The sequence below is a fragment of the Rhizobium sp. Leaf311 genome, assembly GCF_001423445.1.
Taxonomy (GTDB): domain Bacteria; phylum Pseudomonadota; class Alphaproteobacteria; order Rhizobiales; family Rhizobiaceae; genus Agrobacterium.
On the sequence record NZ_LMNZ01000002.1, the window covers coordinates 80103 to 92573 of the forward strand.

Genomic DNA, 12471 nt, shown 5'->3' on the forward strand with positions numbered 1-12471 from the left:
TGCCACCCCGAAGACGTGGCAAAGCCGGCTGCCCGGATTTCGGCAGCCCGCGATGTTTGCGCATGAAAAGTCTATTCGTCGTTCAGCCCGAGCTGGCCGCTTCAGCGCGCCAGAACGGCTTCGATTTCGGCACACGTCGGCATTGCCGGGGCTGTTCCCCGCCTTGTGACAGCAATGCCCGCGGTGGCGCATCCGAACCGGGCAGCCTCAAGCGGTTCTACGCCGCGCGAGATTTCGGCAGCGAAACCTCCGACGAAGGCATCTCCGGCACCGGTCGTATCGATGGCGGGACCACAGGAGAAGGCGGGCACATGGACTGACCTATCCGGCGCATGAAACAACACGCCGCGCGCGCCGAGCGTGATGATGGCCACGCCGACGCCGCGTGACAGGAACACGTCACCGGCTCGTTTTGCGTCATCGATGGTATCGATGGGGAAACCAACAAGTGCGGCGGCTTCCGTTTCGTTGGGTATGACGAAATCGCAAAGGCCGTACATCTCCGCCGGAAACGTCTCCGCCGGAGCGGGATTGAAGATTGTTGTCACATTGGCAGCGCGCGCAATGTCCAGCGCATAGCGGGCGGCCTCGACAGGCTGCTCCAGCTGCGTGACGAAAACGGACGACTGCGCGATCGTATCGCGCGCCGCTTCCACATCGCTGATGCCAATAGTGCCCGCCGCTCCCGCATAGACGATGATGGCGTTGTCGCCGGTCTTGTCATTGACGTAAATGAAGGCAGCACCGGTGGGCTGGTCGTCCATGATTGTCAGCTTTGCCGTAACGCCTGCCGCCTCATAGGTCTTCAGCGCTAGATCCCCGAATGTGTCGCGACCAATCTTGGAAATGAACGACACCTCCCCCCCGGCCCTTGCCGCCGCAACCGCCTGATTGGAGCCCTTGCCGCCGGGGCCGACCGCAAAGCCGCTACCGGTGATGGTTTCACCCAGAACAGGCATACGCGGCGCAAGATAGGCGGTGTCGGCAACGAAAATGCCGAGGATGGAAACGCCAGATTTCATTCAAGACCTCATTTGACAGCGCCTGCGGTGAGGCCCTTTACGATGTAACGTTCCATGAAGACACCAACGAGAACGAGCGGCATGATGGCAGCCGTCGCGATGGCCGCCATAGACCACCAATTGATGCCCTGAGACCCCGTCTGGCTTGCTACCATGACCGGCAATGTCTTGGCATTCGAGCTGGTTAGCAAGGCTGCGAAGAAATATTCGTTCCAGCAGAGAATGACGGAAAGAATGAAAGCCGCGACCATTCCGGGCAAGGCAATGGGCAGCACGATGCGCATGAACGCCCCCCAGATCGAGCAACCATCCACCAGTGCTGCCTGCTCAAGCTCGACAGGAATGGTGTCGAACTGGTCGCGCATGATCCAGATGACGATGGGCAGCACCATCAGCGTGTAGACGAGGATGAGGCCGATCAGCGTATCCAGCAGCATGAGATGCTTGTAGAGAACCAGAAACGGCATCGCCAACACAACGGGCGGAAGAATGAGCTGCGACAGGAAGAAGAAGGAAATGTCCTTGTTCTTCATCCAGAGAAATTTGTAGGAAAACCGGCTGAGTCCATAGGCCGCCAGTGAGCCGATCAGCACGGCCAGAAACGATGCGCCAGCCGAGGCAACGATGCTGTTGAAAAAGCGGCGAATGAATTCATCGCGAACCGTCGATTGCGCAAAGATCGTATCGGGCGAGAGACCCAGCGAGCGCCAGCCTTTCCAATCCGGCTTAAAGTCAACGAAGGGAATGAGATGCCCCTGCGTGACATTCACTGCCGTCTTGAAGGATGTGGTGATGGTCCAGTAGATTGGAAACAGCGACACGAAAGCCCAGAACACCAAGGCAGCATAGATCAGCAGACTGCTGGTCAGAAACTGCGGGCGGCGGGACCAGAGGCTTGGTCGTGGGGTGGATGTTTCAACATGTGTTGCCATCGGCTTCAGCCTCAATTGTCGCGTTGCATCCATCGGCTCGCCCCTTTGAGGATGAGCGCGACGAAAATGATGATGATGACGAGATAGAATTCCGCGAGCATGGTGCCGTAGCCGACATTGGAACGGTCGCGGTATTCGCGGAAGATGAAGCTGGACACGGTATCGGTCGCCCCGCCCGGCCCGCCTGCTGTCACATTGATGACGATATCGGCGAGCTTCAGCTGGAAGATGATGCGCAGAATGATGACGGTGATACTGACCGGCAACATCAGTGGAAAGGTGATTTCCTTGAAGCTCTGCCAGCCGGACGCACCATCCACCTTCGCCGCCTCCTTGATTTCGGAAGGCAAAGCCTGAAGACCCGCCAGCAGCAGGATCATCATGAAGGGAATCGAGACCCAGGCATCCATGGCCATGATCGAGGTCCGTGCCAGCCATGGTGTCGAGAAGAATGCGGGATTGTCCCAGCCGAGGTGTCGCGCAAGCGTCGCCGCCGGTCCGAAGCGATATTCCATCAGCGATTTGCCAATCATCCAGCTGACTGCAACGGGGCTGAGCATCAGCGGCAGCAGAAAGGCGACACGGAAGAATTTGCGCGCCTTGATCTCCGCGTTGAGCAGCAGTGCCAGCCCAAAGGCAATGGCATATTGCACCAGCACCGAAAGAACATAATAGACCATGTTCAGCAGCGCGTTCCAGAAATAGCGATCCGCAAACAGCGTGCGCAGGTTATCCAGCCCGTTGAAACGGCGGCCTGCCACCGCACTCAGGTTCCAGTCGGTGAATGCAATGTAAAGGCCGAAAACGGTGGGAAACACCACCATGGCGACGGTGAAGAGCACGGCGGGAAGCACGAAAGCGGCACGCTGGCCCGCCTCGCCGCGGATCATAACTTGCGCTGCGCAAAGCGCCACCGCCCATATGATGTAGGCAAACAGCAGCGGCTGCCAACTGACAAGCCCCAAAGTTGTCAGGCCCGCGGCTTCGGTTATCTGAAGCAGAAGCACGCCGAAAAGCAGCACCGTAGCGGCCACAAGCAAAAGCTTGCCGCGCTGCGCAGAGCTTGGTGGAACGACGGTTCGCTCCACTGGGCTGATGGTATGCGTGCTTGTATGCGACATGGGTAGACCTCGGGGCCATCAGGTAGAACAGAAACTATGAACTCAGGCGGCAAAAACCCGCCGCCTGAGATAGAGCAAACTCGAAGCCTCTAGCGGCGCCTCATGCGCCGAGCGATGCCTTGTAGAGTGCAATCTGCTTTTCGCGGCCGAGTTGATCGGTCAGTTTTTCCCAAGCGGCAGCAATGGCATCCGCACCCGCCTGCGCGCTGGCCTGGCCGGCAAACACCTTCGCAAGCTCATCCTCCGCAATGCTGTAATATTGGAAGATGCCGGGAATACGCGGCTCAATCGCAGCATTGGGGTGGTTGTAGGAGTTGGATTGCGAGGCAAGATAGTTCGAGATGAAGGCCTCGTCATAGCCCGCCGTCACCCATTCCTTGATGTCGAACTGGCTCTTGCGATAGCACTGGAAGCCGGATGGATAAGCTGCTGTCCACAGCGAGATATCCTTGCCGCCCAGATGGGCCGCCGCACTCCAGGCTGCCTTCTTCTTTTTCTCATCACTATCGACCCGCGACATGACGTAGACGCCCCAGCCGAGATAGGCCATGTTCGGCGCATGGTTCGGGCCGCTGGCAAGCTTTTCCCATTTGCCGGTCTTCGAATTATAGACATCGTCAGAACCCGGCAGGATGTCGAAGCCGATGGTATCGCCCACAACAGAACTATCGCTGGTGCGTGCGGCAGCCCCCACATCACCCCACCACGACACCATGGAACCGGTTCCAGCCAGAAACTGCTGGAATGCGGTGGTGCCGGGGTCAGCGTTCAACTGGTCACCAGCTTCCGATGGCAGGGCATCGATAACGTCCTGAATGGCGCGGACCCAGGCAGGGTTGTTGATGCGCGGCTTCATTGTGTCAGCGTCGAACAGCCATGCCTTGTCATCCGGGTGCTTGGCATAGGCCGTTGCACGGCTGCCAAGGAAGTAGAAGCCGAAACCACCCCATGCCTTTGGCGCATCGAGATAACCGATGGCATCCCCACCGGCGACCGTCTTGCCCTTGAGGAATTTGGTGACTTCCTGAACCTTCTGCCAGGTCTTCGGCACGCCCCACTCGCCCTCATGGCCCTCGTCCTTCCAGGCTTTAGCAAGGTCGGCATCGGTGAAGTAGTCGGTACGATAATTGAAGTTGTGGCAGTCGCCATCGACGGACACGCGGTAGGTCTTGCCATCCCAAGTCCCGACGGGTGCTTTCAGGTAATCGACATAGTCGTCCATGTCGATCTGGGCCTTGACCCAATCCGGCATTTCAGAAGCTAGTCCCTTGCCGCAGACATCCCCCTCGAACGGCGCGCCCATTTCCAGAATATCGAAATCGACCGTGCCCGTGGCAATGGCCTGTTGCAGACGTGGATTGTAATCTGCCTGCGCCAGATCGATCCAGGTAATCTTGGCGCCGGTATATTCTTCCCATGGCTTCAGAAAACCGCGGAAAAGAACGTTGTGAAGGTTCTGGTTGTTGAGGCCCATGAAGGACAGCTCGACGCCGGCAAACTCGCCCTGCTTGACGTTCTTCTTCGTCGCCTCCAGGCACATTTCGCCAACTTTTTGCCAATCGGCATCGGTTGGAGAGCCCTTGCCAACGCCCGGCACCTGCAAGATCTGCGTGCGCAAGGATGCATCCTGCGCGTACGCTGCTCCAAACGGACCCAGCATGCTGCCTGCGGCGGCCACGGCCCCCAGGCTTGCGCCCGTCTTCAAGATGGCACGGCGGCTCAAGCCGATCGCCATCATTCTCTCGAAATCACTGACTTTCATGCGGTTCTCCTCCCGTTGATTTAGATATCGTCGCGTTTCTCCTCGCCGCGACGAAAAGATTTCATTCCAGCCTCAGCCCGCTTTCCCCATCGAAAAGATGGACCAGCGCAACATTCGGCGTCATCGCAATCGTGCCGCCCGCAGGCTCTTCCACGCGGTCACGAAACACGCCAATGATTTTCTGCTGGCCGAGCTTAACAAAGACCTGCGTTTCAGAGCCGGTCGATTCCACCACCGTCACCTGCGCGCTGACAGCACCGCCGAGCGTGAAATGCTCCGGCCGAATACCGTAAAAGGCAGACTTGCCATCAGACCCGGCAGGCGCGCGTGACAGCGGCAGGCGAATGCCATCATCCGTCTCGAAACAGGGCTCCGCGGAACTGCGAATATGGCCTTTGATGAGGTTCATGGATGGAGAACCGATGAAACCGGCAACGAAGGTGTTGGCGGGTTTATCATACAGCGTCAGCGGCGAGCCGATCTGCTCCACGCGCCCATCGCGCAGCACGACGATCCGGTCGGCCATCGTCATGGCCTCGACCTGATCATGCGTCACATAGATCATCGTTGTCGCTAGGCGTCGCTGCAATTCCTTGATTTCCGCCCGCATCTGCACACGCAGCTTGGCATCAAGGTTGGACAGTGGCTCATCGAAGAGGAAGACTTTAGGATCGCGAACGATGGCACGCCCCATCGCCACACGCTGGCGTTGGCCACCGGAAAGCTGGCGCGGGTAGCGGGCCAGATAAGGCGTAAGATCGAGGATCTCAGCCGCTTTATGGACGCGGGCGTCGATATCCGCCTTTGTTTCTCCACGCATTTTCAGCGCAAAGCCCATATTCTCGGCCACGGTCTTGTGTGGATAGAGCGCGTAGCTCTGGAACACCATGGCGATATCGCGATCCTTCGGCGGCAGGTCGTTGACGACCTTTCCGTCGATCTGGATATCTCCAAATGTAATTGGTTCGAGCCCAGCGACCATGCGCAGCAAGGTCGATTTTCCGCAGCCGGACGGCCCCACCAGAACGACGAATTCGCCGTCGGGTATTTCAACGGAAACGCCATGGATCACCGTCAGGCTTCCATAGGCTTTTCCGACATTGACGATATTCATCGATGCCAAAAGCTGTTCTCCTCCCGCGGCATCGCGCACTCCTCGCGACACTGCGCCTCTCTGTAAATGGGCGAGTACAGCCCGCCAGCTGCACTCGTCATCATCACGTTATCCTTGGGAGGACACATCCGTTAAACGAACTTCACACATATTTATATTTTTGTAAATTAGAGTTTCGCTAATTTTTTGAGAATTCTTCAAACTAGCTTGAGATCAGAGGTTTTATCGGAAAATAAACGGGAAATATTGTCACGCAGCGCGAAATTGCGACTCTTGCTTACATCTCTTGACCCGAAGCAATTGCAGACATTACAAATATGATATAACTCGTGAAGAATAGGTCTGCACTTCCTGGGAGGAGAAAGCAGTGCTCAAAGGTATCGACCCCATTATCAACGCAGAACTGATTCATGCCCTGATGTTGATGGGACACGGCGATCAGTTGGTTTTATGCGATATCAATCATCCTGCACAAACCATCGCGCGTCAAACGACCTATGGCCGCCTGATCGATGTTTCCGGCTGCGGCCTGGAGCGCGCCGCAGAAGCCATTTTAAAGCTTTTCCCGCTGGACACATTCGTCGATGCACCAGTCAAACGAATGCAGGTTGTCGGCGACCCTGACGGCCAGGTTCCAATATTCGCAGCCATGCAGGCGGTTATCGACCGTTCCGAGGGCCACCCCGTTTTGGTAGAACCACTGGAACGCTTCGCGTTCTACGAAGCCGCAAAAGCCTCGTTTGCCATCGTACGCACTTCCGATCCCGGACCCTATGGCTGCTTCATTTTCAGTAAAGGAGTCGTTTGATTGCTAGCCTACGGTACGAGATGCAGCTCAGCAGTCTTATTTTGACTTCAGCCGAGACTGTGCACCGCATTCGCGTGGGTTGAGCTGCATAACATCACCGGGCTTCGCCACCATAGTGTTGTAAAGTTGCATTTAGAACACGGAATTTAGATACAGACGCCTTGAACCAAATAGAACCTGAAACCACTGGCCCTCAACCTGTAGATCATTGAAAATTCCGACTTTTCACCTTCAGTGTATCGATATGCAGGTCCCTGACATACATATCGCGTGGAGCCACTACCGACTTCGGCCTATCTCTGGAATCCGGTCCGCCGCCATACGCGAACTCATCTCCTCGCCCCGTTGGCAGCTTGAAGTCGGTATCACGGTCAGCAAGCCCTGACAGATCGGCGGACAGGTCGAACAGTTGCTGCGCGACAAGATGGACGACCTCCCCTTCGCGCTGGATTCTGCCGTTGATCGCCATCATGCTTGATCCAAGCACCACGCGCCGGCGCTTCTCGAACAGGCGGGGCCAGACAACGATGTTGGCAGGCCCCGTTTCATCCTCGATGGTGATGAACATGACGCCTTTGGCAGAACCCGGCTTCTGGCGAACGAGAACCAGGCCGGACGTGTAAACCCATCTGCCGTCACGCGCCGTCATCGCCTCATTGCAGGTAATGATATTTCTGTGCTGAAGGTCCTTGCGCAGAAAGGCCATCGGGTGCTGTCGCAGCGTCAGCCCCGTATACCCATAGTCTTCGATGACATTGTGCCCCTCGGTCATTTGCCTGAGCGCAACCTCTGGCTCTTGCTGCTCGGCGACCGTTGCCATCTCGCGTTCTGCCGCTGCGGCAAAGAGGGGTAGAGGTTTATCACGCAAGGCTTTAATGGCCCAGAGTGCATCACGGCGCTCAAGCTTCAGGCTCGGATTATAGGCATCGGCTTGGGCAATCTGGACGAGCGCTTCGGTTGGCACACCGGAACGGCGCCACATATCGTCGATCGACACGAAGTCGCTGTTCATACGTGCGGCGACGATGCGGGCCGCGTCAGCAATCGCCAGTCCTTTTACCTGCCGAAACCCTAGACGGACAGCATGCCGACCGGTGTTGCCGATCGGTTCAAGTGTGCAGTCCCACCGGGATCGATTGATACAGATTTGCCGGACCTCGACGCCATGTGCGCGGGCATCGCCGACGATCTGGGCTGGCGCATAAAAGCCCATAGGCTGTGAGTTGATCAGTGCCGCGCAGAAGACATCCGGATAGTGGCATTTGATGAAGTTGGAGGCATAAGCGATCAGCGCGAACGAGGCTGCATGACTTTCCGGGAAGCCATAACTGCCGAAACCTTCGAGTTGGCTGAAGGTCTTTTCTGCAAATTCTGCCGAGTAGCCGTTCTTCACCATGCCGGATACGAGCTTGTCTTTGAACTTGCTGACACCGCCGGTGAACTTGAAGGTCGCCATGCTTTTTCTGAGTTGGTCGGCCTCACCACCGGTAAAACCGGCACAGACCATGGCGACGCGCATAGCGCTCTCCTGAAACAGCGGCACGCCAAGCGTCTTGCCAAGGACCGCCTCCAGTTCGGGCGTAGGATACTCGACCGGCTCCTTGCCTTCACGTCGGCGCAGATAGGGGTGCACCATATCCCCCTGGATCGGCCCGGGCCTGACAATTGCGACCTGAACGACCAGATCATAGAAAGTGCGGGGTTTCAGGCGCGGTAGCATGGCCATCTGGGCACGGGATTCAATCTGAAACGTTCCGAGCGTGTCGGCCTTGCGGATCATCGCATAGGTGGCCGCATCCTCCTGCTCGATTTTCGACAGGTCGAGATTATGACCCTTGTGCTCACGAATGAGTTCAAAGGCCTTGGCCATGCAGGTCAGCATACCGAGCGCCAAAACATCAACCTTCATGAACTTCAGCGCTTCGACATCATCCTTGTCCCACTCGATGATTTGACGATCCTTCATCGTCGCGGGTTCGATCGGGACCAGATCATCGAGCCGATCATGGGTTAGCACAAAACCACCGGGATGCTGACCGAGATGCCGGGGCGCGCCCATCAACTGCTGGGCAAGCTTTAATGTCAGGACGAGCCGACGATCGTCGGGATTGAGATTGAGCTCGCGTATGTTGCGGTCAGGGACTTCCTCTGACCATGACCACATGCCCGATGACAAGGCCTTGATGACATCCTCGGGAAGACCAAGCGCCTTTCCGACATCGCGGATCGCGCCTTTTGCCCTGTACCGGGTGACGGTAGCGCAGAGTGCTGCCTTTTCTCGTGTGTAGGTCTTGTAAATCCACTGGATGACCTCCTCGCGCCGCTCATGCTCGAAATCCACATCGATATCCGGCGGCTCATCGCGTTCCTGGCTGACAAAACGCTCGAACAACAAATCATTGGTGGATGGATCGATCGAGGTGACACCAAGAATATAACAGACGGCGCTGTTGGCAGCCGACCCTCTCCCCTGACACAGGATCCCTTCCGACCGTGCAAAGCGCACGATCGAAAACACCGTCAGGAAATACGGTGCGTATTTCATGGTGCGGATGAGATCGAGTTCATGCCGCACGGTTTTCAGGACGTCTGGCGGCAGTCCTTCCGGATATCGCGATGGTACACATTCCCAGACATAATGTTCCAGCGATGCCTGGGCATCCTTGCCCGGCACGATCGCTTCTTCTGGATACTGATAGGTCAGTTCCTCGAGCGAGAACTTGCACCGATGCACGATCTCCATGGTCCGCGCCAAAGCTTCAGGATAACGGGGAAAAAGCCGCTCCATTTCCTCCGGTGGTTTCAGGTAGCGGTCGGCATGGCGCTCGCGCTCGAAACCGACATCTTCAATGGTCGTTCCGGTTCGAATACAGGTGACAATGTCCTGGAGTTGCCGCCTGCCCGGTTCATGAAACAGCACGTCATTGGTGACCACCGTCCTAACCTTGAACCGTGCTGCCAGATTGGAAATCTCATGGAGCCGCATCTGGTCATTGGGTCGCCGGCGCAGGCAGAGCGAAACATAGGCACGGTCGGCAAATACATCAGCCATTTTTCGCAGGTGCACGGCGCAGATATCGTCGGCAAGGTCGGGCACGAGGATGCCGATCATGCCTTCGCAATAGGCAATCACGTCATCCCAGTGCAGGATGCAATTGTTCTTGCCGCCGCGCGACTTACCAAGCGTGATCAGCCGGGTCAGTCGGGAGTAAGCTGTGCGATCCATGGGATAGACCAGGACGGACATGCCGTCGGCAAGATCCAGACGACAGCCGACGACCAGCCGCACACCTGTTCCGCGCGAAGCCTCCAGGGCTCGAACGATGCCCGCCAGGCTGGCGCGATCAACAACGCCGACAGCATCGATGCCAAGGATTTTGGCGGTTTCGAACAGTTCCTGCGCCGAGCTTGCCCCGCGCAGAAAGGAGAATTGTGTCGTTACCTGAAGCTCGGCGTATCTCATGCGAATATTCCGTGCACGAACCAACGGTGGTTTCCAGTTTCCGGATCGACGCCGTCGCCGGATCGGAACACCCACAGGCGCTCGCCGCTCTCGTCCTCGACAACGAAGTAATCGCGCACCGCGTCCATTTCGCTGTCACGCTGCCACCACTCACCAAAGATCCGCTCAGGCCCGTCTGCTCGCTTCACCTTGCGACGCTTGCCGCGCCAGGTAACCGCAACGGGCGGATGGTCCGGCATAAGGGCGATCACCTCGATCAGTTCCGGTCGCACAAGCAACCTCACCGGCCGTCGCCAGTGATGGACCCACGACACTCCGACAGGATCGGCCGCCGCACTGATGCGTTGGACCGAACGCTCAGGGACGTCCGATGCCACCGGAGCCACCCGAAAAACCCTGTGGCCGCGGTTGCCGTAGATATCGATCAGCGGTGAGACGTCGGTGACCTCTTCTTCCACCAGACCCGATGATTTCTGCATCTCTTCAAGTGGTTCGGCCATGACGGCGACCAGTGTCAATTTCTCGATACCAAACCCCGGCTCGATCTTTTCCGTGCGATCGCGGAAAAGCTTGGTCAGCCAGGCGACATCACGAGCCGGTTTGACCGTGCCAGCGCGGATCGCCTGCCTGACGCCATCGACCTTGTCGACGATCAGGTCGGCACGTCGCACACCCAGCCCCTTTTTCTGAAGCTCGTCGATCAGTTGGATGATCAGCCGACCGACATATTTGTCGATCGTCTCGGCAGCACCGATCGGTTCGGCAAAGGCGCGGCTGACCTCGATCAGATCGACGGTCCGGATCGGCTCGATCGGTTCGGGGGCCCGTCCGAACATTTGATCGAGACGGCGACCGATTTCCGGACCAAAGCGTAAGGTCAATGGCGCGCGCGCAGTGTTTGCCAACTCTCCAATGGACTGGAACCCAAGTGTGTGAAGGTCACTGACGATCTTCGGTGGTAAACGTAATAGCGTAATCGGCAGCTTTTCGACGGCCTTCACGGTCTGACCCATCGGCACGATAACGGTTTCCCGGCTGATGGCACGCGCGCAGGCGTGCGCCGCACCCCATGTATCGGCAACCGCCACGCGGGCTGTCAGCTTCTTTGCCATGAACTGGTTGGCGATCCTCGTCACCATCGGCAGTTCACCACCCTGCAGGTGATCGGCACCCTCGGTATCCATGACAATCCCATCTGCACCGTCGACCGAGACTATCGGGGAATAGAGTGTCAAAGCCCAAAGCGTGATCCGCTCCAGCGCCGCGGCGTCCTTACTCAGATCTGCATCGACCATCATCAGTCCGCGAAACAGCGCCTGCGCTTTTGCCGCCGGCATACCGACACGAACCCCAGCCTTTTTTGCAGCCGCATCGGCAGCCGACACCCATCGTTTCGATCCGCTTCTGGCGATTACGGCGATAGCCTGTTCAGGCGGAATGGACGGATCGTCGCGGCGAATGCGATCGGTCGGCAAATCGGGTAGATAGATCGAGACGACCCTTGTCATCACACGCCCTCACGAGAAACTCAGCACACTCACCCGCTTTCACGCGCATCAACTCCACAAACCAGCGCGGCCTTCCAACACCGGGAACCGGCAGCTCGTCCGACGGCATCACGCTCACCCTCCATCGGGTGGTCGAGGCCGTTGGTTGCCCGAAATCATTGGCTTCGGTCTGCCGCCTCCAACGGCGAACGGCCAGTGCCATCGTGCCCGTGCGCTCTGCCGCAAGCTGCAGCCGGCGCGAGCCGACCATCGGCAAGCGGACGAGCTCACCGACGACGGCGCCAAGACCTCCGAAGGACAGTCCCTCCTCCATATTGGCAAGCACGTCCTCCTCCCTGTCGGACTCGACAAAGATCACCCGATCGGCATGCAGGCCGACCTGCGCCAGAGCCGGGAAAAACAGATCCGGTCGCGTCAGACACCATACGATCGGACCCTTCGTGCGTGCTGCTATGCCAGCCACGAACAGGGCTGCGGCCGCACCATCGACAGTCCCCGATCCACCTCCGGCGAACTCATGAAGCGCACCGTAGGCGAGACCTCCGCCTGGCAGAGCGGCATCCATTTCAGGCACGCCAAACGCCAGACACCCGGCTTTTTTGACCGTCGTGGTTTCGAGCGAGGCGATACGCTCACGCAGATCAGCAATCACACCGTCGGACACCCTTGCGGCGCGGGCAGCAGTCATCGTTCACGGCTCCCTTCAAGGTCGTGTTGGCAGGCCGACGTCATGTCGTGCAA

9 protein-coding genes are annotated in these 12471 nt (G+C 58.0%); 1 reads left to right on the plus strand and 8 read right to left on the minus strand.

Annotation, left to right across the window (positions count from 1 at the left end; genetic code table 11):
* Nucleotides 1-101: 101 nt before the first annotated feature.
* The 5 genes from rbsK to ugpC all read right to left on the minus strand — a co-directional run bounded on the left by rbsK (nucleotide 102) and on the right by ugpC (nucleotide 5960).
* On the minus strand, nucleotides 102-1022 hold the full coding sequence (rbsK, locus tag ASF69_RS04540; RefSeq protein ID WP_062585797.1) for a ribokinase: 921 nt from the start codon (nucleotides 1020-1022) through the stop codon (nucleotides 102-104).
* Nucleotides 1023-1030: 8 nt separating this feature from the next.
* Nucleotides 1031-1954 (minus strand): carbohydrate ABC transporter permease, encoded by a 924-nt coding sequence (locus ASF69_RS04545; protein ID WP_062586247.1) that lies wholly within the window; start codon nucleotides 1952-1954, stop codon nucleotides 1031-1033.
* A gap of 11 nt (nucleotides 1955-1965) precedes the next feature.
* A complete protein-coding gene (locus ASF69_RS04550; RefSeq protein WP_062585799.1) occupies nucleotides 1966-3075 on the minus strand; it encodes a sugar ABC transporter permease in 1110 nt (369 codons plus the stop codon).
* Between the two features lie 100 nt (nucleotides 3076-3175).
* A complete protein-coding gene (locus tag ASF69_RS04555; RefSeq protein WP_062585802.1) occupies nucleotides 3176-4837 on the minus strand; it encodes an extracellular solute-binding protein in 1662 nt (553 codons plus the stop codon).
* 61 nt (nucleotides 4838-4898) lie between these two features.
* Complete coding sequence (gene ugpC / locus ASF69_RS04560) at nucleotides 4899-5960, minus strand: sn-glycerol-3-phosphate ABC transporter ATP-binding protein UgpC (protein WP_062585803.1); 1062 nt, start codon at nucleotides 5958-5960, stop codon at nucleotides 4899-4901.
* Nucleotides 5961-6318: 358 nt separating this feature from the next.
* On the opposite strand from ugpC, the gene ASF69_RS04565 reads away from it, so the two are divergent.
* Nucleotides 6319-6759 (plus strand): RbsD/FucU domain-containing protein, encoded by a 441-nt coding sequence (locus ASF69_RS04565; RefSeq protein ID WP_062585806.1) that lies wholly within the window; start codon nucleotides 6319-6321, stop codon nucleotides 6757-6759.
* 205 nt (nucleotides 6760-6964) lie between these two features.
* Here ASF69_RS04565 and ASF69_RS04570 read toward each other — a convergent pair whose 3' ends face one another.
* From ASF69_RS04570 to ASF69_RS04580, 3 genes are read right to left on the minus strand one after another with little or no spacing between them, the layout of a single operon-like run.
* Nucleotides 6965-10222 (minus strand): error-prone DNA polymerase, encoded by a 3258-nt coding sequence (locus ASF69_RS04570; protein WP_062585807.1) that lies wholly within the window; start codon nucleotides 10220-10222, stop codon nucleotides 6965-6967.
* Nucleotides 10219-11730 (minus strand): DNA polymerase Y family protein, encoded by a 1512-nt coding sequence (locus ASF69_RS04575; RefSeq protein ID WP_062585809.1) that lies wholly within the window; start codon nucleotides 11728-11730, stop codon nucleotides 10219-10221. Before ASF69_RS04575 ends, ASF69_RS04570 begins: the two co-directional genes overlap by 4 nt.
* Nucleotides 11651-12418, minus strand: a complete 768-nt coding sequence (locus ASF69_RS04580) for an ImuA family protein (RefSeq protein WP_062585811.1) — start codon at nucleotides 12416-12418, stop codon at nucleotides 11651-11653. The genes ASF69_RS04575 and ASF69_RS04580 overlap by 80 nt, the downstream gene beginning before the upstream one ends.
* Between the last annotated feature and the right edge of the window lie 53 nt (nucleotides 12419-12471).